The organism is Streptomyces sp. 8N706 (assembly GCF_052245415.1).
Lineage (GTDB): Bacteria > Actinomycetota > Actinomycetes > Streptomycetales > Streptomycetaceae > Streptomyces.
On record NZ_JBQQBW010000007.1, the window covers coordinates 65,098 to 87,380 of the forward strand.

16 protein-coding genes are annotated in these 22,283 nt (G+C 70.7%); 12 read left to right on the forward strand and 4 right to left on the reverse strand.

Annotated elements, in window-relative coordinates:
• Window positions 1-4: 4 nt before the first annotated feature.
• Both ACTWQE_RS05000 and ACTWQE_RS05005 read left to right on the forward strand, forming a co-directional pair.
• The gene (locus ACTWQE_RS05000; protein ID WP_443327572.1) at window positions 5-742 is read left to right on the forward strand and encodes an acetoacetate decarboxylase; all 738 of its coding nucleotides are present in this window, start codon (window positions 5-7) and stop codon (window positions 740-742) included.
• Between the two features lie 26 nt (window positions 743-768).
• A complete protein-coding gene (locus ACTWQE_RS05005) occupies window positions 769-1,719 on the forward strand; it encodes a 3-hydroxyacyl-CoA dehydrogenase NAD-binding domain-containing protein (RefSeq protein ID WP_443327573.1) in 951 nt (316 codons plus the stop codon).
• 83 nt (window positions 1,720-1,802) lie between these two features.
• Here the strand turns inward: ACTWQE_RS05005 and ACTWQE_RS05010 are convergent, their stop codons facing one another.
• The 4 genes from ACTWQE_RS05010 to ACTWQE_RS05025 are packed head-to-tail and all read right to left on the reverse strand — an operon-like array spanning window position 1,803 to window position 7,860.
• Window positions 1,803-3,050, reverse strand: a complete 1,248-nt coding sequence (locus tag ACTWQE_RS05010; protein WP_443327574.1) for a PucR family transcriptional regulator — start codon at window positions 3,048-3,050, stop codon at window positions 1,803-1,805.
• Between the two features lie 26 nt (window positions 3,051-3,076).
• Complete coding sequence (locus ACTWQE_RS05015) at window positions 3,077-4,492, reverse strand: phytoene desaturase family protein (RefSeq protein WP_443327575.1); 1,416 nt, start codon at window positions 4,490-4,492, stop codon at window positions 3,077-3,079.
• Window positions 4,485-6,254: a DUF3556 domain-containing protein gene (locus ACTWQE_RS05020; protein WP_443327576.1), complete on the reverse strand. Its 1,770-nt coding sequence runs from the start codon at window positions 6,252-6,254 to the stop codon at window positions 4,485-4,487. The genes ACTWQE_RS05015 and ACTWQE_RS05020 overlap by 8 nt, the downstream gene beginning before the upstream one ends.
• A 49-nt stretch (window positions 6,255-6,303) precedes the next feature.
• The gene (locus ACTWQE_RS05025) at window positions 6,304-7,860 is read right to left on the reverse strand and encodes a class I adenylate-forming enzyme family protein (protein WP_443327577.1); all 1,557 of its coding nucleotides are present in this window, start codon (window positions 7,858-7,860) and stop codon (window positions 6,304-6,306) included.
• 1,196 nt (window positions 7,861-9,056) lie between these two features.
• Between ACTWQE_RS05025 and ACTWQE_RS05030 the strand changes: the two genes are divergently transcribed.
• The 10 genes from ACTWQE_RS05030 to ACTWQE_RS05075 all read left to right on the forward strand — a co-directional run bounded on the left by ACTWQE_RS05030 (window position 9,057) and on the right by ACTWQE_RS05075 (window position 22,117).
• Complete coding sequence (locus ACTWQE_RS05030; RefSeq protein WP_443327578.1) at window positions 9,057-9,278, forward strand: type A2 lantipeptide; 222 nt, start codon at window positions 9,057-9,059, stop codon at window positions 9,276-9,278.
• A gap of 219 nt (window positions 9,279-9,497) precedes the next feature.
• Window positions 9,498-10,304 (forward strand): HlyD family efflux transporter periplasmic adaptor subunit, encoded by an 807-nt coding sequence (locus ACTWQE_RS05035; RefSeq protein WP_443327579.1) that lies wholly within the window; start codon window positions 9,498-9,500, stop codon window positions 10,302-10,304.
• Window positions 10,301-12,607, forward strand: coding sequence for an NHLP family bacteriocin export ABC transporter peptidase/permease/ATPase subunit (locus tag ACTWQE_RS05040; RefSeq protein WP_443327580.1), 2,307 nt, complete (start codon window positions 10,301-10,303; stop codon window positions 12,605-12,607). Before ACTWQE_RS05035 ends, ACTWQE_RS05040 begins: the two co-directional genes overlap by 4 nt.
• Before the next feature lies 1 nt (window position 12,608).
• Window positions 12,609-15,527, forward strand: a complete 2,919-nt coding sequence (locus tag ACTWQE_RS05045; RefSeq protein WP_443327581.1) for an NHLP bacteriocin export ABC transporter permease/ATPase subunit — start codon at window positions 12,609-12,611, stop codon at window positions 15,525-15,527.
• A gap of 317 nt (window positions 15,528-15,844) precedes the next feature.
• Complete coding sequence (locus tag ACTWQE_RS05050) at window positions 15,845-16,285, forward strand: helix-turn-helix domain-containing protein (protein ID WP_443327582.1); 441 nt, start codon at window positions 15,845-15,847, stop codon at window positions 16,283-16,285.
• A gap of 124 nt (window positions 16,286-16,409) precedes the next feature.
• A complete protein-coding gene (locus ACTWQE_RS05055) occupies window positions 16,410-16,892 on the forward strand; it encodes a hypothetical protein (RefSeq protein ID WP_443327583.1) in 483 nt (160 codons plus the stop codon).
• Complete coding sequence (locus ACTWQE_RS05060) at window positions 16,889-18,142, forward strand: MAB_1171c family putative transporter (RefSeq protein ID WP_443327584.1); 1,254 nt, start codon at window positions 16,889-16,891, stop codon at window positions 18,140-18,142. The genes ACTWQE_RS05055 and ACTWQE_RS05060 overlap by 4 nt, the downstream gene beginning before the upstream one ends.
• A gap of 206 nt (window positions 18,143-18,348) precedes the next feature.
• The gene (locus tag ACTWQE_RS05065; RefSeq protein WP_443327585.1) at window positions 18,349-19,110 is read left to right on the forward strand and encodes an alpha/beta hydrolase; all 762 of its coding nucleotides are present in this window, start codon (window positions 18,349-18,351) and stop codon (window positions 19,108-19,110) included.
• Window positions 19,111-20,645: 1,535 nt separating this feature from the next.
• Entirely contained in the window at window positions 20,646-21,068 is a 423-nt protein-coding gene (locus tag ACTWQE_RS05070; RefSeq protein ID WP_443327586.1) for a peptidoglycan-binding domain-containing protein, read from the forward strand.
• A 104-nt stretch (window positions 21,069-21,172) separates the two neighbouring features.
• Window positions 21,173-22,117, forward strand: a complete 945-nt coding sequence (locus ACTWQE_RS05075) for a threonine/serine dehydratase (protein WP_443327587.1) — start codon at window positions 21,173-21,175, stop codon at window positions 22,115-22,117.
• Window positions 22,118-22,283: the final 166 nt, after the last annotated feature.

The following is a 22,283-nucleotide window of genomic DNA, read 5'->3' on the forward strand; positions in this document are numbered from 1 at the left end:
GATCATGAAGCAACAGGACGTGCCCCGGCACATCGCCACCCCGCTGGTGAACCCGGCGTACCCGCCCGTCGTACCGCGGTTCACCGACCGCGAGTACCTCAACATCGTCTACCGCACCGACCCCGAGGCCCTGCGTGCGGTGGTGCCCGAGCCACTGGAGATCGACGAACCGCTGGTGCGCTTCGAAGTCATGCGGATGGGCGACGTCACCGGGTACGGGCCCTACACCGAGGCGGGACAGGCGGTCGAGGTCCGTTACGAGGGCGAGCGGGGCGAGTACCTCCACGCCATGTACCTGGACAACTTCCCGGCCACCGCCTCCGGCCGTGAAGCCGCCGCGTACCCCAAGACCGTCGGGGCGCCCGCCCTCTACGCGGACCACGGCGCTCTCGTCGGCGTCCTCGACTACGGCACGCTGGGCGTGGCCCGCGCCACGATGGGCTACAAGCACTACGAGCTGGACCCCGAAGAGGCCAGGGCGCAGATCGCGGTACCGACGTACATGCTCAAGCTGGTCCCCGGGTTCGACGGGGCGCCGCAGGTCGCCCAGCTGGTGCGTACCGAGATCACCGATGTCGAGGTGAAGGGGGCCTGGACCGGCCCGGCCCGTCTCCAACTGTTCGAGCACGTGCTCGCCCCGATGGCCGATCTGCCGGTCCGCGAGGTGGTCTCCGCGAGCCACATCCTCACCGATCTGACGCTGGCTCCGGCCAAACCCGTGCACGACTACCTCGCGCGCTGAACCGATGACGAAGAAGGAAGACCCCCATGAGTGAGTCATTCACCACCGCTGCGGTGGTCGGCGCCGGGACCATCGGGCTGTCGTGGACCGCGCTGTTCGCCGCCCATGGCATGGACGTATGGGTGACCGACCCGCGGCCGGACCTCGCCGAGGCGGTCGAGGCGGCACTGACCGAGTCGGCACCGCACCTCGCCCAGCAGGGCTTGCCGGTGCAGGACATCGCCGGCCGGGTGCATCTGGCGGCGGATGTCGCCGAGGCCGTACGGAACGCCGACGTCGTCCAGGAGAACGGCCCGGAGAACGTCGGCTTCAAGCGGGAGCTGTTCGCCACGCTCGTCCGCGAGGCCCCGGCCCACGCCCTGCTGCTGAGTTCGTCGTCGGCCATCCCCGCCACGGCGTTCACCGATGGACTGGAGGACGCGGGCCGCATCCTGATCGGCCATCCGTTCAACCCCCCGCACCTGGTGCCTCTGGTGGAAGTGGTGCCCGGCGAGCGTACGGACGAGAAGGCCGTGGCACGGGCGACGGACTTCTACCGCTCCGTCGGCCGGGTACCGGTGGTGGAGCGCAAGGAGATCCCCGGCTTCGTCGGCAACCGGCTGCAGAACGCGCTGAGCCGCGAGGCCGTCTACCTCGTCGAGCAGGGCGTGGTCAGCCCGGCCGAGCTGGACGCCGTGGTGGTGAACTCGCTCGGGCTGCGCTGGGCGACCGTGGGGCCGTTCCTCGGAGCGCATCTGGGCGGAGGGCCCGGTGGCTACCGGCACATGGCCGAGCACATCGGTGTGTCGATGCAGAAGATGTGGGATTCGCTCGGCCGCCCCGAGCAGGGCCCCGAGCAGACGGAGCAGCTGATCAAGGCGGTGGAGAGCGCGTACGGTTCCCGCTCCTACGGCGAGCTCGCACAGGAGCGCGACCGCAAGCAGATCGCCGTGCTGGCCGCTGTGGACACCACGAGCGAGCAGGAAAGCCGGGCATGAGGTCGGTGCCTGCCGGGCGTTCCGGGGAACGGTGACCTCTGGTCGCCGATGCCCGGGGCCGGGGACCGACCTGGCCTCCGCGCTCAGCCGACGTCCCCTCGCAGGACGTCCGTACCGTGCCAGCGGCAGATGGTCAGGGCGAGTTGGAGTTCGAAGGCGTTGTCCTCCACCAGGACCCCGTACTTCTCGACGGCCTGCTGGATGCGGTAGTGGACCGTGTTGCGGTGCACGGTGAGCTGTTCGGCCGTCGCGGCGTAACTGCGGTTGGTGGCGAGGAAGACCCGCAGCGTCTCGCGCAGGGACTGCCGCCAGGGCTCGTCCACCGCCAGCCCGCCGAGGGTGTCGGCGACGAAGTCCGCCAACTCGGCCGGTTCGTCCGCCAGCAGCGCGACGGGTGCCACCTGGGCGAAGGAGACCGCACGGGGCGCGGCGTCGCCCGCCGCCAGCGCGACCGTCTTCGCCCGGGAGGCACCGCGGACGCTGCGCCGGAAGCCCTCCAGCCCGGAACGGGCGTTGCCGATGGCCACCCGTACCGGCAGCTTCGCCCGCTCCAGCTCCCGCGCCACCACGCCCGGGTCCACCGCCGGGTGGGCCTTCACCGGGAACCAGATACGGGCGTCCGTCTCGTCCGTCGGCACGAGCAGGGGCTCCCCGCGGGCCTGGAAGACCCGGTGCAGAAGCGTGCTCAGGCGCTCCAGGATGCCCATCGCGTCGACCGGGCCCACCGAGCGGTTGGCCCACCCCTCCACGGCGAGATGGGTTCCGGCCATGCGGTAGCCGAGGGCGGTCTCGGCCTGTTCCACGTTGGGGGAGGGGGCGTTCAGCAGCTGGCCGACCCAGTGCTGGCGCAGCGCGCCACGGCTGCTCACCCAGCGCTCGCGCTCGTCCTCGTAGGCCCGGGCGACCTGTTCGGACACCCGGTCGACGTACGCCGAGGTGATGCCGACCAGCTGCATGACCGTGTTCGCGGGGTCCCCGCCCGGCAGCTTCATCGCTTCGCCGAGGACCAGGTCCAGGGAGCGCGCCTGCCCCAGCCGGTAGGCGCGCAGCAGTGCCGACATGGGGACGTCGCGCTGGGCGAGCCGGCGGGCGTAGGAGACGGCCGACGGCGGGGCGTCCACGCTCCGCGGGTCGATGCCGTTGCTCATGATGTGCAGGGCGCTGACGATGTTCTCGGTGACGCTCGCCTCGAGCAGGCTGTGCAGTCTCTCGTCGTGGTCGAGGACCGCGATCTCCCGCTCGATGATGGTGATGAGCGTCGCGATGAGGTCGTCGCGGTGGGGCAGTACGGCATCCGCCACCCGTGCGACCGGGTCCCGGTCCCTGTCCACGTCGGCGCTCCTTTCCCGGCCGGTCCTCACCGGGTGAGAAACCGTAGCGCGGACCGCGCGGCGTTGTACCCGCACAGACCGTGGGCTCCGGGCCCGGGCGGGGTGGCCGCCGAGCACAGGTACACGCCGGGGATACCGGTGCGGTACGGGTCGGGGGCCGGCCGTGGGGGCAGCGCCGCCTGGAGCGCCGTCTTGGCTCCCGTGACGATGTCGCCCCCGACGTAGTTCGGGTTGTAGCGGGGGAAATCCGTGGTCGAGCGGACGAATCGGCCGACGATCCGGTCCCGGACGCCCGGCGCGAACCGTTCGATCTGGTCGAGCACGGCGTCCGTGGCGTCCCCGCGGTAGCCGTGCGGGACGTGCGCGTAGGCGTAGACCGGGTGGACGTCGCCGGCCGAGCGCCCCGGGTCGGCCAGGTACTGCTGGCAAACCAGGACGAACGGGCGCTGCGGCATCCGGCCCCGGTGGATCTGCGCCTCGGTGCCGACGACCTCCTCCAGGGTGCCGCCGAGGTGCACGGTGCCGGCCCGGCGGCAGGCCTCGTTGATCCAGGGGACCCCGCCCTCGACGGCCAGATCGACCTTGAAGGCCCCCGGCCCGTGGCGCCATCTGCGGTAGGCGCGCCGGACATGGGCGGGCAGGCGGTCCCCGCAGATGTCGGCGGCGGCGCCCGGGGCGAGGTCGAGCATGACGATCCGGGTCGGGGGCAGCTCGTCGAGGGACCGCACCCGTACGCCCGTCTCGACGGTGCCGCCCAGCTCCTTGAGCTCGGCGGCCAGCGCGTCGGTGATCGCCCGGGATCCACCGCGGGCCACCGCCCAGCCGTGCCGGTGTCCGGCTGCGATGAGCATCAGGCCGATGGCCGGGCTCAGGGGGCGGGTCAGGGGGTGGAAGGCGTGAGCCATCACTCCGGCGAACAGTGCGCGGGCCTCGTCGGTCCGCCAGCGGCGGGCCACCGCGGTGGCCGGCTGGATCGCGGACAGGCCGAACCGGGCGAGCCGGAACGGGTGCCGGGGTACATGCAGCAGAGGACGCATGACGTCCTCGGACAGCGCGTCGTAGTCCGAGGCCAGCGGGCCGAACAGCCGGCGCCAGGCCGGGCCGTCCGCGCCGAGGCGGGCCTCGGTCTCCTCGACGGAGCGGACCATCACCCCGGCAGCGCCGGAGTCCAGCGGATGTGCGAGGTCGACCTCGGGGAACAGCCACTCCAAGCCGTGCCGGCCCAGGTCCAGGGACTCCAGGAACGGGGAGCCGACCGCCATGGGGTGCACTGCCGAGCAGTGGTCGTGCACCGCTCCGGGCACGGTCAGCTCACCGGACCTGGTCCCGCCGCCGATCTCCTCGGCGGCCTCCAGGACGGTGACCGCCACTCCCTGCCGGGCCAGGGCGACGGCGGCGGCCAGCCCGTTCGGGCCGGCCCCCACCACGACCGCCTCACTCATGCGCGGTCACCACCGGCGTGCCCGCGGGCCGTACGGCGCTCCCGGCGGGCCGGACAGGGATCGAGGGGCTGTCCTCGTCCAGCCACGGCTGTCGGACGATCATGTCCTTGACGTCCACGTACCCCTCCTCGATACGGCCGGTCGCGGCATCCATGATGCGGTAGTGCTGGTGCTGCCTGTGAAGGGGCTGTGACTCCAGGACGATGACGCGCAGCTCGCCCTCCTCGAAACCGCAGCGCTCCTGAACCGCCTCCAGCAACTGCTCGTTGTGGAGATGGCCCTCACCGAAGTTCCAGCCCAGCACCCCGCCCGCCACGTACTCGCCGTCGCGCAGGTCGTACGCCTCCGTGTCGTCCACCGCGCGGGGGAGCAGACCGTTGAGGGCACGGCCGTGGGTGTGCATCGAACGCCAGACCATGCCCTTGTGCAGCATCAGATCGGCGAGCTCGTCGCCGTAGAGCGCGACGAGCTGGTCCTTCGCCATACCGGCGGCCTTGGTGATGTGCGTGTTGAGCTTCTGCTCCGAGCCCTTGCGGAAACACCAGGTGCTGGTGGCCCAGTTCCCGGCGTAGTAGCGCATCGAGGGCAGGAACGACACCAGGTGCGGCTTGATGTTGCCCAGGGCGGGGACGGCGACCACGCACACCAGCAGCAGGGCGGCCAGGAGAGGGGACTCCACGGAGCCCACCCCGATCGCGGCGTGGTGCCCGAAGAGGAACACCGCCGAGTAGATGAAGAAGACGTTCCACTCCAGCGGGACGCCCATGGGGAACGTCGACATGATGTGGAGATGGAAGACGACCATGAGCGCCAGCGCGGCGGTCGTGGTGATGCCGCCATGGGACAACAGGAGCACCACGGGCACCACGTACTCGATGACCGTACCCGTGTGGGCCAGGAACGCGGGCAGCTTGGACGGCCGCAGGTCGTCCGGGAAGTTGCGGTAGAGCTTGCGCTTGATCCAGGCGATCCGCTGCAACGGGCTGTTGCTGATCATGATGGCCACGACGAACGGGAAGTGGTGGTTGAGCTTGGAGGTCGCCGCGCCCCACCACAGGGCCAGCATCACCAGCTTCAGACCGACGATCATGTCGATGAAGGGGAAGAAGAACACCAGCAGGGTCAGCCCGTAGTGCTCACCGCGGGCGGCGAGGAAGACGGTCTTGTCGCGCAGCCCGAGCAGGGCGAGGGAGAGGACCAGCGGAATCAGCCGCACCGGTTCGATCAGACCGACGGCGTTCTCCCGGGGCACCGGTCCGGCGGTCCCGGGTGAGCACAGCAGCCACACCGCCGAGCCGATCACGGCCGCGTACAGCGCAACATCGACCGCCGTACGGCGGGTGCCCCGGGTGAGCGGTACCTTGCCGGGCCAGGCGGGCAGCCGGACGGTGCCGGGCCGCAGGAAGTGCAGAAAGGCGCAGACCGGTGGCATGAAGCGGAGGGTCAGCGGGCCGGATCCGCAGCCGAGGCCGAGCACCTCGAACAGCAGGGTCCAGACCACGATCTTCTGGTACACGATCGGCTCGGTCCACCAGGACGCGATGTCGCCGACCGTGCCGAGTCCCGGCGTGGCCGCGGTGATGGCCACGCCGCCGAGCACATAGCCCACGATCTTGACGACATAGAGGACGTAGACCGCCCCCGGTGTGCCGAAGCCGTTCTCGGCCCAGTGCCGGGCCAGCGGACGGAGGCGCTGCAGATACGGCCGCGACCGCCATTCCTGGACGTCGAAGTCGGGTGGTTCCGGCGTGATGAAGCCCATGACGAACCTTCGTTTCCCGCCCGAGGGCGAAGGGGGAGAGGGGGGCGGCTCAGGCTGCGGAGGACGCGGGGGAGACGAGCCCGGCCCGGAGAGCGGGCTTGTCGATCTTTCCCACGGGGTTCTTGGGGAGCGCGTCCAGCACGATGACGCGTTCGGGGCGCTTGTAACGGGAGAGCGCGCCGCTGCAGAGGCCGAGGAGGTCCTCGGTCGTGGCGGTGGTGTCCGGGCGCAGCACGACGAAGGCGACGGGCACCTCGCCGAAGACCTCGTGCGCCTCGCCGACGACAGCCGCCTCGAACACCTCGGGGTGGCCGTAGAGGACCGCCTCGATCTCCTTGGGGTAGATGTTCTCCCCACCGCGGATGATCATGTCCTTGATGCGGTCGACGAGCACCAGATAGCCGTCCTCGTCGAACCGGCCGATGTCACCGGTGTGCAGCCAGCCGTCGACGACCGTACGGGCGGTCTCCTCCGGCTTGTTGAGGTAACCGCGCATGACATTGGCGCCGCGCAGGACGACTTCACCGGTGGCGCCCCGCGGCAGCAGTTGCCCCGAGGGGTCCATGACGCCGACCTCCTGGCCGGGCATGGGCAGGCCCACTGTTCCGGGTTTGCGGAGTCCGTCCACGGGGTTCGTCGTCGAGGCGCAGGTGCCCTCCGACAGGCCGTAGCCCTCCACGATGGGGATCCCGTACCGGCTCTCGAACCGTTCGATGAGCTCGGCGGGCATCGGCGCGGCCCCGCAGGCGGCGTACCGGACGGAGGAGGTGTCGGGCCGCTCCGTCTCCGGGAGCGCGGCCAGCATCGCGTAGATCGCGGGCACGGCCGAGAAGCGGGTGGGGCGTACCGCCTCGATGGTCCGGAAGAACGTCTCGGCCTTGAAGCGGCCGGAGATGGTGACCCTGCCGCCCGCGAGCAGCGGGGTCAGCACACTCACGACGATGCCGTTGACATGGAAGAGGGGGAGGACCAGCAGACTGTGGTCGTCCTCGGATACGTTCGACACCTCGATCATCATCGTCGACATCGCGGTGAGGTTGGCGTGGGTGAGCATGACGCCCTTGGGGCGCCCGGTCGTGCCGCTCGTGTAGATCAGCAGTGCGAGGGCATCGGCGTCGGGGTGCGTCGCGCCCTGCCCGGTGCCGGCCTCGCCCGCGGCGCCCCCGGAACTCCCGGGGTCCGCGGCGCCCCCGGAGCCCGCGCCCCCTGGGGCCACGGGCTCAACGGCCTCGGCGGCCTTGCGGAGTTCGGCGACATCGATCCTGTCCACACTGAGGGCCGGGGCGTCGTCCTGGCTGATGACCACCCTCGCGGACGAGTCGGCGATCTGGTACTCGGCCTCGTTGGCCGTGAGCGCCGGATTCACCGGGGTGACCGCCGCGCCCAGCCGCCAGGCCGCGAAGAGGGCGACCACGAACTCGACGCGGTTGGGCAGCATCACCGCCACCACGTCGCCGCGTCCGATCCCGCGGTCCCGCAGACAGCTCGCGGTCGCCCTGACCCACGTCAGGAAGTCGGCGTTGCTCAGGCGTACCGCGTCGTCGGCGACGCTCGGGGCATCGGGGCGCTGCGCCGCACGCGCATCGGGCAGTTCCGCACAGTGCATTTCGGGTCCTCCGTCACAGTCCGTCCGCCGCGTTGTGGTGAGAGACAGTACGAACGCCTCGCGTCGCGGGCCCATAGGCGCGGGAGACGACTCCTGCGGTGCCGGTTGTGCGCGGAGCACAGTGGTAGGGCACGCCCCGTCCGCCCCGGGCACGCCCTGTCCGGCCCCGGCCCGGCCGCGTCCGCCCCCGCCCGGCCGCGTCCGCCCCGGGTACGTCTGGGGGCGGGGGCCGGGGCAGGCCGGGCCGGGGCCGGCGGTGACGGGCGGCCGGGCCGAGCGACCGTGGCCTGCGGCCATGGGTGAACCCCGGTGGCGGACGACCGGCCCGCCGTTCCCTTCATGCCGCCTGCCGGATGCCGGTGTGGGAGCGGAGAGTTGGCCACGGCTGCACGAGGCCTTTGTCCGCCTTCGGAATACCTGAACGGAATTGGCCGAACGGGAATCCTCTGCACGAGGCCCCGGGCCGGGGTCGAGGCATCGCGGTGCGAGGACGGGGAGCACGTCTGCGAGGAGCCGCCGGCCGACTGTGTGACATCGGGCCGGTGTGTCCCTTTCATCGGTACAGGCCGATGAAAGGGGATATCGGCTGAAGGGGCCGACTTCCAGACGCCGTAGAGGGGCGAGCGCAGTCGGGCCGCAATCCGTAGCAGTACTTCATGCATTGATGAGTTCGCCTGCTTCACCCATGGCGGACAGCTGTCGCGTACGTACGTTATTTCGGCCGACGAAGTCATTTGCTCCGAAGGGCGCTGTAGGCGCCAGTAGCCGAAACATGGCGGCCGGATAAACGACCTCTCCGTCAGAGGATCTACACATCGTGTACGCAGCATGCACACAGCAGGCCGGGAGCCCTCGCCTGGCCCCGTGAGTGTCGGGGCAGATGTGGGAGCTATGTCCCACCCTGATCAACGACCGCCGCCGAAACGGGTAATTGGCCGGTGAACCATGTGAAGAAGTTGTCACCACGCGGCAGGCGAAGTCGCACGTCAGCACGGTGTGCAGCGGAGACGCCGGACCAGCCGGGTGGCCGGGCGGCCCGCCCGCGTGCTTATATCGTCCGTGACGCGGGAGTTGTAGAAAATGAGTTCCCGATTCCCGGGGACTGGACGACCGTTGACCGGTCCGGTATTGGCGCGAGCCGAGCCCGGCCAACCTTTTGAGAATCCCCCAAAAAAGCAACGAAGGGAACGCAGGTCATGCGTAACGACTTCACCCCCCAGGTCGAGACCCGCGAGATTGCCGACAGCGACCTGGACAACGTTTCCGGCGGTCTGGTCGGTCAGGTCGTCGGCACCGCTCTGGGTACCGTGGGCACCGTGGACGCCGCTCTGCCGACGGTTGCGGACGTCAACGGTCTCGCCGCCCAGACCACCGGCCTGAACCCCGCCGGGATCGCCGCCAGTGCCACGGGCCTCTGACGGCGACGTTCGTCACCAGGCTTCCTAGCCGAAGGCATTACCCGGCCCACGGATACTGCTGAATCCACCAGGGTCGGCCATGAACCCCGGAGCTGGTGTTCCGGGGTTCATGGATGCCGACGGCCGAGTCCGTCGGCCGGTATCTGCGCACCTCGGAGCCTGTGTTACGGTCATCCACCGTTGTGCTGACCGTAGATATGCAGTTGAAGGAATAGTCCTGTGGAGTTCCGGCAAAAGGCGCTTTCCAAGCTGCAATCGCCCGAGGAGCTCGACGTACCCGTACGCTTCGCCCGGCCGCAGGGCCGGCTGGTGCTGGCCGTCACGGTCGTCCTGATGGCCGCCGCCTCCTTCTGGGCCGTCACCGGCACCGTCTCCTCCAAGCTGAGCGCCCCCGGCATCCTCACCCATGCGCAGGGCAGTTACGTCCTGCAGAGCCCGTTCGCCGGCCAGGTCACCGCGGTCCTCGCGAAGGAGGGCGACACCCTGCCCGCCGGAGCTCCCGTGCTGAAGGTCCGCACGGAGCGGGGGGACCGGGCCGTACGTACGGTCGCCGCGGGCCGGGTGACCACTCTGGTCTCGAAGATCGGTGCGGTGGTCACCACCGGAGCCGATGTGGCGACCGTGGAACGGATCGACCGGCCCGACGACCCTCTGGTGGCCATGTTGTACGTGCCGGGCGGCAGCGGGCCGACGGTCCCCGCGGGTGCCCGGGTGGACCTGACCGTCCAGTCCGTGCCGTCGCAGCAGTACGGGGTGCTCCGGGGCCACGTCAAGGCGGTCGGCCGCGTCCCCCAGACCCAGCGGCAGATCACCGGTTTCCTCGGTGACAGCCAGTTGGGTGAACAGTTCTCGGAGAAGGGCCAACCCGTGGCGGTCATGGTGGAACTGGACCGGGCGGCGGGGACCAAGTCCGGGTTCACGTGGTCGTCCGATCAGGGCCCGCCGTACGCGATCGACTCCACGACCCTGGTGAGCGGTGCGGTCCATCTGACCGCGCAGCGCCCGATCGACTGGCTGCTCCCGTGACCGCGGCCGACGACTCCCCGGCGACCCAGCGGCTGCCGGCCGCAGGCGGCAGGCACCGTCCGAACGCGAGCGGCCAACGGCGCCGTCCGAACGCGAGCGGCCAGCGGCGCCGTCCGAACCGGGCGAGGCGGCCCGAGCCGAAGCCCAAGAAGCAGAGAGCCGTCCGCAGCCCCACCGTGCTCCAGATGGAAGCCGTGGAGTGCGGGGCCGCCGCGCTGGCCATGGTGCTCGGCCACTACGGCCGTCATGTCCCCCTGGAAGAGCTCCGTATCGCCTGCGGTGTCTCCCGTGACGGATCCCGGGCCAGCAATCTGCTCAAGGCGGCACGCGGATACGGCCTCACGGCCAAGGGCATGCAGATGGAGCCGTCGGCCCTGGCGGAGGTGCGGCCCCCGGCCATCCTCTTCTGGGAGTTCAACCACTACGTCGTCTACGACGGCATGGGGCGGCGCTTCGGCCGGCGCGGCGTCCACATCAACGATCCGGGCCGGGGCCGCCGCTTCGTCCCGATGGAGGACTTCGACACCAGCTTCACCGGCGTCGCGCTGACCTTCGAGCCCGGCGACGGGTTCCGCCGGGGCGGCCGGAAGCCGGGGATCATGAGCGCCATGCCCGCGCGGCTGCGCGGCACGTCGGGCACGATGCTCGCCGCGCTGATCGCCAGCTTCCTGCTCGTCGTCGTCGGCGCCGTGGTACCGGCCCTGAGCCGGACCTACATCGACATGTTCCTGTTCGGCAACCAGACGTCGTTGCTGAGCGTGCTCTTCGCGTCGATGGCGACCATGGTGGTGCTCACCGCCGTACTGACCGCTCTCCAGCAGGCGAATCTGCTGCGCGGGCGCATCATCTCCTCCACCCTCAGCAGCGCCCGGTTCCTCAGACATCTGCTCAGACTGCCGGTCACCTTCTTCTCCCAGCGCAACCCGGCCGACCTCGTCCAGCGCCTCCAGTCCAACGACACGGTGGCCGAGACCCTGGCCAGGGACCTCGCGGCGGCCGGCGTCGACGCGGTGGTGGTGGTCCTGTACGCGGTGCTGCTGTGGACGTACGACCCCCAACTCACCGTGGTCGGGGTGATGATCGCGCTGCTCAACGTGGCGGCGATGCGCGTGGTGATCCGTATCCGGGCCATCGGTACCCAGAAGCTGCGCGCGGACAGCGCCCGGCTGACCAACACCTCGTACAGCGGGCTCCAGCTGATCGAGACGATGAAGGCCACCGGAGGCGAGAACGGGTACTTCCGCCGTTGGGCCGGCCAGCACGCGACCACCCTGGACCAGCAGCAGCGCCTGGGCGTACCGAGTGCGGCGCTGGCCGTCGTCGCGCCCACGCTCGCGGCCCTGAACAGCGCGATGATCCTGCTGATCGGCGGAGTCCGGGCGGTGGAAGGCCATATCTCCATCGGCCTGCTCGTCGCCTTCCAGGCGCTGGTGACCAGCTTCACCGCGCCGATCACCCGGCTCAACGGGGTGGCGGGCCGGATCCAGGACTTCGCGGCGGACGTGGCGCGGCTCAAGGACGTCGAGAGCTTCCCGGTGGACTCGCTGTACGCGCGGCGTGAGCCGGCCGCGAGCACGCGCCGGCTCAAGGGCCATGTGACCCTGGAGAACGTCACGTTCGGATACAACCCGCTCGACAAGCCGCTGCTCACCGACTTCTCGCTGTCGGTCGGCCCCGGACAGCAGGTGGCGCTCGTCGGCGGGTCCGGCAGTGGCAAGTCCACCGTCTCCCGGCTGATATCCGGCCTCTACAGTCCGTGGGAGGGCGCGATCCGGATCGACGGGCAGCGGCTGGAGGACATCTCCCGCAGCGCGCTGTCCGCCTCGGTCTCGTTCGTCGACCAGGACGTCTTCCTCTTCGAGGGCAGTGTCCGTGACAACATCGCGCTGTGGGACCCCTCGATCCCCGACGAGGCCGTGGTCGCCGCCCTCAAGGACGCCGCCGCCCACGATATGGTCGCCCGTCGCCCCGGCGGCATCCACAGCCGGGTGGAGCAGGACGGCCGCAACTTCTCCGGCGGCCAGCGGCAGCGGCTGGAGATCGCCCGGGCGCTGGTCCGACGGCCGAGCGTCCTCGTCCTCGACGAGGTGACCAGCGCGCTGGACGCGGAGACCGAGCAGGTGATCATCGACAATCTGCGGCGGCGCGGCTGTGCCTGTGTCGTGATCGCGCACCGGTTGAGCACGGTGCGCGACAGCGACGAGATCGTCGTACTGGACCGCGGCACGGTCGTGGAGCGCGGGCGCCACGAGGACCTGGTCGCGACCGGGGGAGCCTACGCCGAGTTGGTCAAGGAGCATTGACGTGACATCCGTTCACCACCCCGTGGTCCCGGGCGGCCAACCGGCGGGCGATGTGGTGGTCGGCGCTCTGGGCGCCCTGGGCACGGCGGTGGACTGCACGGGCAGAAGCAGCCTGGCGCTGGAGGGGCCCCATGTGCTGTGGCTGGTCGTGGACGGCGCGATGGACCTGTTCGCAGTCGACGCCGCCGGCCAGGGCCACTGGCACTTCCTCGGGCGTCTCGGTGCGGGGACGCTGCTGCTCGGACCGGTCGAAGGTCCGCAGCATACGCTGGTCGCCAGGCCGTTGCAGGGCTGCGTGCTGCACCGGATCCCGCTGCGTGAGCTGTACCGGCCCGAGTGGGGTGACACCGGCCAGTACCCCGTGTACAGCGACCAGTGGTCGTACTACGGCCCCGAGGGCGGCCTCAGCCCGCTGGAGGACGCGTTCGCCCGGGGCGTGGGGCGCAGTCTGCGCGTCCTGTTCGAAGCTCCCCTGGACGGACAGCCGGTGCAGACCCCGGGAGAGCCCGGTCCGGGGGCACCGGGAGCGGCGGGGGCCGCCGACGCGTACGAATCGGCCGACGAGAACATCCTGTGGATGCCGGTGGACCCCGGCAGCGTGCAGTACGGCGCCGCGTACAGCGCGGACGCGGCGGGCGATCTGCTGATCGACGGCGCGATGTGGCAGCGCATGGTCAACCAGCAGTCGCGGCTCCTCTTCGCGCTGGACAGCTGGATCGAACGGCTCGAGCGTGCGCACGAGGACCGGGCGGCGGCCGGTATCAAGGCCGGTGAAGCGGTCCGCGCGCAGGCGGATCAGGCGCTGGTGGCCTCCATCGGCCGGACGAGGAGAGGCGCGGCCGGCCGGAGCGAGGGCACGGACGACGCGACGCTGGCCGTCTGCCGCCGGGTCGCCGACGCGGCGGGGATCACCTTGTCGCCGCCCTCGGGCGGCGGCTCCTTGAGCGGCCGGATGAGCCCGGTCGAGCGCATCGCGCTGAGCTCGCGGCTGCGGACCCGCGTGGTCAAGCTCTCGGAGCGCTGGTGGCGGGAGAACTCCGGGCCCCTGGTGGGCCACTGGTCGGAGTCCGGGGATCCGGTCGCGCTGCTGTGGCGGCGGGGCCGGTACGAGGCGGTGGACCCCACCACCGGCGAGCGGACGAAAATCGGCAAGGCGAACGCGGACGACCTCGAGCCGCGCGCCGTCATGTTCTACCGTCCGCTGCCCGAGCGGCCCGTCTCCGCCTGGGGGCTGGTCCGCTTCAGTCTGCGCGGCACCCGGCTGGACCTGCGCAATCTGATGCTGGGCGGTCTTGTCGCCGTCGGCCTCGGTGCGCTGGTGCCGATCGCGACCGGACAGGTGCTCGGTGTCTTCGTACCGAACGCCGAGACGGGTCTCATCGTCCAGACGGCCATGGCGCTGGTGGCCACCACCATCGTCTCGGCCGCCTTCATGCTGCTGCAGAACATCTCCCTGCTGCGCATGGAGGGGCGCATCGAAGCGACCCTGCAGCCGGCCGTCTGGGACCGGCTGCTGCGGCTGCCGACCCGGTTCTTCTCCCAGCGCTCCACCGGAGAGCTGGCCAGCGCGGCCATGGGCATCAGCACCATCCGCCGCACGCTGTCCGGTATCAGCTCGATCGCCGTACAGGCCGGCACGGTCGGTGCCGTCAACCTCGTCCTGCTGCTGTGCTACAGCGTCCCGCTGGCGCTGATGGCGATGGGCCTGCTGGCCGTCATCGCCACGGTCTTCTTCGGGCTGGGCATGTGGCAACTGCGGTGGCAGCGACGGTTGATCGAGCTCGGCAACAAGCTCAACAACCAGGCCTTCCAGACCCTGCGCGGACTGCCCAAACTGCGGGTCGCCGCGGCGGAGAGCTTCGCCTACGCCGCCTGGGCACGGGAGTTCGCCGGCAGCCGCGAGCTGCAACAGCGGGTGGGCCGGATCAAGAACCTGATCACGGTCTTCAACGCCGTCTATCTGCCGCTCTGCACACTCATCATGTTCATGCTGCTCGCCGGTCCGGCCCGCGGGAGCCTGTCGCCCAGCAGCTTCCTCACCTTCAACACGGCCGTGACGATGATGCTCACCTCGGTGACGCAGCTCACCGGGGCGCTGATCTCGGCAGCGTCCGTTCTCCCGATGTTCGAGCAGATCAAGCCAGTGCTGGACGAGCTCCCCGAGGTACGGGGAGGCAGCACCCAGCCCGGTGCCCTGTCCGGCGAGATCGAGACCAGACAGCTGTCCTTCCGCTACAGCGAGGACGGGCCGCTGGTGCTCGACAACGTGTCCTTCCGGGTGCGTCCCGGCGAGTTCGTGGCGATCGTCGGGGCCAGCGGCTGCGGCAAGTCCACCCTGCTGCGGCTGCTCATCGGCTTCGACAGGCCCACCTCGGGCGACGTCCTCTACGACGGCCAGGACCTGTCGGCTCTCGACCAGGCATCGGTGCGCCGGCAGTGCGGCGTCGTGCTGCAGAACTCCCAGCCGTTCAACGGCTCGATTCTGGACTGCATCTGCGGCGCCGAGATGTTCTCCCTGGAGGAGGCGTGGGAAGCCGCCGCGATGGCGGGCCTGGCCGAGGACATCAAGGCCATGCCGATGGGGATGCACACCATGCTCTCGGACGGCGGCGGCACCGTCTCCGGCGGGCAGCGCCAACGTCTGATGATCGCCCAGGCCCTCATCCGCCGCCCGCGCATCCTGTTCTTCGACGAAGCCACGAGCGCCCTGGACAACGAGACCCAGCGCATGGTGACCGAGAGCACCCGCAGTCTGAATGCCACCCGCATCGTGATCGCCCACCGGCTGTCCACCGTCATGGACGCCGACCGGGTGATCGTCATGTCGGACGGCCAGGTGGTCCAGCAGGGGCCGCCCGCCGACCTGCTGGCCGATGCGGGCGGCCTCTTCCACGAGCTGGTTCGCCGACAGATTCAGTGAACCTTCCCCGTCCCCTCGTACAGACCCCCGTCCAGTACGAGGGGACCGGAACCGGCCGCGATGTCTCGATCGCCGCCGCCCCGCCTCCGGTCCTCTTCCTCCGTCGGGCGAAGCGCCCCCGTCGGGAGGTGACCCCCGGCGACCGCCAACGGATGGTGGACCGGCTTCAGTTGCGATCCAACATGAGTTGACGTCCGCTGTCGACGTGGACGTTAGGAGGTCGCCACGACCGATGTCAACTGGTGTGGGACAGAGGCCATGTCGACTCGCACATGGGTGTAAAGCTACATTGTGCTGCGAGGGATGGAGGCGAGAGCATGACCAACTCCGGCGACGCCCCAGAGCGCACGCTGGCCGACAAGCTGAACCACCTGTTCGAAACGGTGGTTCCGGCCGGTCGTGCCCCGTACAGCACCGAAGAGGTCGCCAGAGCCATCACGGCGAGCGGCGTACCGATCTCGGGCAGCTACATCTGGCTGCTGCGCAAGGGACAGCGGGACAACCCCACCCTGCGCCATCTGGAAGGTCTCGCCAAGTTCTTCGGCGTGCCTCCGGCCTACTTCTTCGACGACCGGGTGACGGCGGATGTGAATGCCGAACTCGGCCTGCTCACCGCCCTCCGGGACACCCGGGTGCAGCATGTCGCCCTGCGTACCGCCGGCCTGTCCCCGCAGAGCCTCAGCTCGATCGGCGAAGTGATCGAGCGGGTCCGCGAGTTGGAGGGGCTGCCTCGGGAGCCCACCGACGGAACCCTGTAGCATCGCTGGGGACGACCGTTAAGTGATCGTTTCCATTTGGGTGCACGGGGCTGGGGCCGGGCGGGAAGGTGAGGCAGTGACATCCCGGGGCGTGAAGCGGCGCTGTCGCCTTCTCCTCCGCGGCATGGACATTCCCTCGCCCCTGGACGTACGGGTGTTGTGCGACCGTGTGGCCGAGCGCTCCGGCCGCCCCATCCGTCTGGAGCCGATCTCCCTGCCCGCCTCCGGGCCCTGCGGCCTGTGGGTCGCGACCGGCACCTGCGACTACGTCTTCTACGAGCAGGACACCAGCCGTCTGCACCAGGAGCACATCATCGCCCATGAACTGGGCCATGTGCTCTGCGGCCACGAGGCGGCCGCGGTCATGAGCGAGGACTCCTCCCGGCTGCTCCTTCCCCATCTCGACCCCCGGATGGTCGAGCAGGTGCTGCACCGGACCCACTACAGCACCGTCGAGGAGCAGGAGGCCGAAGTCATCGCATCACTGATACTCCAGGAGGCGCACCGCCGGACGCGGGAACCCACCTGGACCGTGCCGTCCGGCGCGGCCGACGTCCTGGAGCGAGTGGACCGCTCGCTGCGCCACGTTCCCAGAGAGCCCTCGTGAATTTCTATCTGCACCCGCTCTGCGCCGTGATCGCCTGGCTGGCGCTCTTCTACAAGATCAGCGACGTGCGGCGCTCCTCGCGCGACTACGCCCTGATCGCGCTCTGTTCCGTCCTCGCGTTCTCCGCGCTGAGTTTCACGCTGTCCCACCCGCTGGTCTGGCCGCGGGTCGACGGGCTCCTGGGCTTTCCCAACAGCGCCGCCCTCGTGTCGCAGTGCTGCGTGGTGATGGTGGTGGTCAGCCAACAGGTCGTCCTGGTCTTCTGGTCCCACACCTCACAGCGGTCCGCCTGGCGCGCGGCGCGGACGAGGCTGCTGACCGCGGCTCTCGTGCTGGCCGCGCTCATCTCGCTCTTCCTCTCGATGTCCCCGGCCGAGCAGCGGCCCAAGGACTTCACGCTCCACTACGCCGATCACCCGCTGTACGCGACGTATCTGCTGCTCTACATCGTCTACTACGCGTTCGGAGAGATCGAGATCGGGCGGCTGAGCCATCGGTACGCCAAGGTCTCCCACCGCCTGTGGCTCCGCCGGGGGCTGCGCCTGATCGCCCTGGGGGCCTTCGTCACCCTCGGCTACAGCACCATCAGGATCGCCAACCTCGTCGCGGTTCCCCTCTCCCTGGACCTGCGCGCCTGGGAGCCCGTCGCATGGTTCTGCGGTGACATCGGGGCGCTGCTGACGCTCATCGGCTGGACCCTTCCCGGCTGGGGACCCTTCCTGGGCATCCCGCGGCGCTGGATGCACACCTACCTCCAGTACCGGCGTCTGCTGCCGTTGTGGAAGGCGGTCTGCGCGGCGGCACCGGCGGTCCGGCTGACTCCCCACGCGACGGGCTTCTGGGGCGGATTGAGCCTGGGCGCTCTGGAGTTCAGGCTCTACCGGCAGGTCATCGAGATCCGGGACGGTCAGCTCGCCCTCCGCGACTACACCGATCCTGGGACGGTACGTGAGGCGACGAGGCTGGGGCGGGACGCCGGCCTGGCCGACAGGGCGCTGGAAGCGGTCGTCGAGGCGGCGCGGCTCGCCTCCATGCTGCGGGCCGCCCGGGAGCGCGATCGGCCGGCCGCGGGGCCTCCGCCCTCGAGACCGGTCGCCGGGCCCGAGCAGGCGGACCTCGCCGACGAAACCGCGTGGCTGGTCGAGGTCGCGCGAGCCTTCGCCGGCGCCCCGGTCGTCGCGGCGCTCAACGCCGCGGACAGCCACCGGGAACGAGTGAGCGGACCGGCCCCCAGAGCTGACGGCCCGTGAGGGCTTCGGATTTTTCACGGGCCCTTACGAGTCCACGGCCCCGGGTTGATGAACTCACGGGTTGACGGACCCCCGGGGCGGCCAGTGGACTCCCGGGCCGACGGACTCCGGCGTTGACGGCTTTCGGATAGATGTAACCCCGGGTTTCCCGGCCCCTTGGCCGTAGGACCCCTCACCCAGCAGGACAGGACTAGGAGCGCTCCGCTGTGACCAGTGACCCCGGTGTGACGCACAACCTCGCCCATGGCGTGAACGGCAAGGCGATCGACGTGTACCGTCCCAGCGCAGGGACCCCGGACCGCGTACCCACCGTGCTTCTCTGGCACGGCAAGGGACCGGACGAGAGGGACGTCCTCCAGCCTCTGGCGGAGACGGTGGCGCGGATGGGACCGCAGGTGCTCGTCCCCGACTGGCGCTCCGACGCAACCGACGGGGGCCGCTCGCACCTCCTGGACTCGCTGCGCTTCGCCCGGGACCAGGTGGACAGTTCCGGAGGGGACCCCGGCCGGATCGTGCTGGCGGGGTGGTCGGCCGGCGCACCGGCCGTGATGGGCGTCGCGCTGCGCCCCGAACTGGTCGGCGGATGGCGCCCCCTGGCCGTCGTCGGGATGGCGGCCCGCTACGACTGGGCAGCGCGCACCACGGACACCGTCCCGATGGACGACCTCGGGACCACGGCCGCTCATCCGGTCCCGGTGTGGCTCGTCCACGGGACGACGGATCCGGTGATGGAGAGCCGGTATTCCGAGGAGTTCGCGGATGCCCTCAAGGAGCGCGGCTGGCCCGTTCACCTGGAGCGGCCCGACACCGACCACGCCGGCGTCGTCATGGCCGCATACGACCCGGAACTCGACCGCTTGCGCCCGGCAGGGGCCGAACACGCGCTCAGGGGCGGTCTGCTGACCGCCCGGATCATCGCCCGTGCGTGCGGAGTGGAGCCGTCCGTGCCGGAACCGGGCGGCCGCTGAGACCAGGAGTGGCCCGGGCGGCCTCCGGAGCCCGGTGGCGGTGGGGCCGGGGCGCTTGGGCGCCGGGGCCGTCTCCGGCGGCCGGCCGCGGCACCGTTCCCCACCACCCAGCGCGCCGACAGCCCTCCCGCTTCCTCCTCGGTGGTCGGCACGCCGAACTCCCGCTCTTGCTGGTTCGGAAGACGGTGCCCCGGCTCCGCGGCGCTTGTTCCGGCGAGCGGTGACCACGGCCTGCGGCCGGTCAAACCGTGACGTGGGGAAACCTTTACCTGGATGTGGGCGGAGTCGCACCGGCCGGGATGAGACAAGGACGCGCGGACTGCGTATCGCCTCATAACGAAGACCGACCCGTGCGGCCCATCCCCGCCGTCACGGACCCGCCCCTGCGAACACGACCCATGATTCTGATACGCATCCGCTGATGAAGGACGCGCCTGGTCTGTCCGAACGGACACTCCACGGACGTTGGTTGAGGAGGACTGCCGGTGGGAGTCAACGACACCGAAACTCAGCGAGATCCCGGTTCAGGTCCTGATACCGGGCAAGCGATAAGGGACTCGTTTCAGGCCGTCCTGGACGCCTTGGACGCCGCACGCGCCGACCTCCACGCTTTCGACGAGCAGCAAGGCTGGACCGAGAGCCGGCCGTCGGCCCTGCGTCACCGTGGCGAACCGGCCAGGGACACCGGCTCACTTCTTCAGAGCCCGCCCCCGAGCCCGAGGATGAGCCCGGCCCCGCCGCCACCGAGCCCGGGTGTGAGCCCGGCCCCGCCACCGAGCCCGAAGGTGAGCTCGACCCCACGCCCGAGCCCGTGGTTGACCCCGCCCCCACGCCGGACTTCGACACAGGCCCCGGAGCCTGCCCCGTGGTTGAGCCCGATCCCGCCTCCGACCCCGATCCCGGCTCCGGTTCCGGCCCCGATCCCGGCTCCGGTTCCGGCCCCGATCCCGGCTCCGGTTCCGGCCCCGGACACCGCCCGTACTCAGGCCCCGGCCCCGCCTCTGCCCCGATGGCCCCAGCCCGGAGGGCACGGCCCAGCGGGCCCGGAACTGCCCCGCACCGGAGAGGTACGAGAGGAGCCGGGTGGCCCGTTCGCCGTCCCGCCGTCCTTGCCGGAGCCGCTGACGACGGCCGGCGTAGGCCACGTCGACGCCCCGCAGGTTGTGGCGGCCCCGCAAGCTGTCGTGGTGGAGCCTCTGTGGTCGCGTGGCGTGCATCAGGAGGCGGTTCCGCCACCGGCGGCGGAAGAGCCGCTGTCTGAGGACGCGGACCCGACGGACACCCCGCCGCTCGTCACCTTGCTCCCCCCGGCTTCCCCGAAGGCGCGCGGACACCGCAGGACCGGCCCGCGTCCGGGCCCCGCCCGGCCGGATGCGTCCCCGCACCCGGACCAGCTCTCGTCCCCCTTCCCGGACCAGCCCGCCGAGGCGTCACCGTCGCCCGTCCGCTCGCACGCGAGGAGCAGGACCCGAGGGTGGCGGCGCCTCACGGACCGGCGGGACACTCGTGTCGCCGGGGTCTTCGGTGTGGGCGCCGTGAGCGGGCTGATCCTCGCCACGTCGCTGCTGAGCAACGACAACTCCGCACCGGCGGCCCCGTCCGCGCCCTCCTCCGGACAGCTGGAGAGGCCGATGGGCGACAATCCCGCACCGGCGGCCCCGTCCGCGCCCACCGGACAGCCGGAGAAGCCGCTGCCCGACAACCCCGCTCCCTCGCTCCCCGAGATCCCGGGCCGGGGCGTGCTGCGCCAGGGCGACAGCGGTCACGGGGTGTACGAGCTGCAGGTCCGTCTGCTGCAGCTGCCGGACGTCTACGTCGGCGGCGCGATCGACGGGCGCTACGACACCGGGGTCCGGGCGGCCGTGGCCAGGTTCCAGAAGTGGTACGGCATCCGCGGCGACGAGGCCGGTGTCTACGGCGAGAACACACGCCGCGATCTGGAATCACGCACCAAGTGATCGCGTACCGGTCAGGAGGAACGAGAGAGGGTGGGAGCCCGGGTGAGTGAGAATGGAGGCCGTGACCACCTGATCTCGCGCACTCGACTCGACGGAGACCGCGGATGACCCTCAGCTACGCCGATGTGAAATCCGCGGCCGACCGTGTCGCCGGACATATCCGCCCCGTCACGCTCAGCCCTGTCGACCCGGGGACCTTCGGCGACGCCGAAGTGTGGTTGGCGCTGGAGATGATGCAGCACACGGGCACCTTCAAGGCTCGGGGCGCGGTGAACTTCACCGCGTCGCACATCGAGTCGGGCGCCATGCCCGACGCGGGCGTCGTCATCGCGTCCGGCGGGAACGTGGGGCTGGCCTGTGCCTGGGCCGCGGCCCGGCACCACGTGCCGGCGACGGTGTTCGTTCCCGAGAACGCGCCCGCGGTGAAGGTCGCCAAGCTGCGGGCGCTCGGCGCGGACGTACGGCAGGTGGGCACCGAGTACGCCGTCGCCCTCGAGGCGTCCCGGCAGTACGCCGCCACCACCGGCGCACTGGAGTCGCAGGCCTACGACCATCCGCTGATCGCCGCCGGCGCCGGCACCCTCATGGAGGAGATCCACGAGGCATGGCCCCCGGTGGACACGGTCGTGGTCGCCGTGGGCGGCGGGGGCCTGTTCTCCGGAGTGGCAGCCTCCGCCCACGAGCACGGCGTACGCGTCGTCGCTGTCGAGCCCGAGAACTGCCGGGCGCTGAACGCGGCGATCCAGGCCGGCCGGGTCGTCGACGTCCCCGTCGACTCGGTCGCGGCCGACTCCCTCGGCGCCCGCCGCACCTCGGAGATGGCGCTGCACTGGGCACGGCGAGCCGAGGTGACATCTCTCCTCGTCCCCGACGACACCATCGTCGCCGCCCGCCGGGCCCTCTGGGAGCATCGCAAGCTCGCCGTGGAACACGGCACCGCGGCCGCGCTCGCCGCCCTCCGGTCCGGTGCGTACGAGCCGGCGCCCGGAGAGCGGATCGCCGTGGTTCTGTGCGGGGCGAACACCGATCCCTCCGACCTCGTCCGGTAGTCTGTCCTGCCCGTGCAGTGCCGTACGCGCCCCGGGCGCACGGAGGTTGGCGCACGTCAGCCGGACGGGGGGCTCGGGGGCGAGGCTTTCGCACGCAAGTCCGGGACCCCACGGACGTGTCGCGGTCGCACAAGTGGGTGGAGTCGCGGCGCGGAGCCGAACCGCT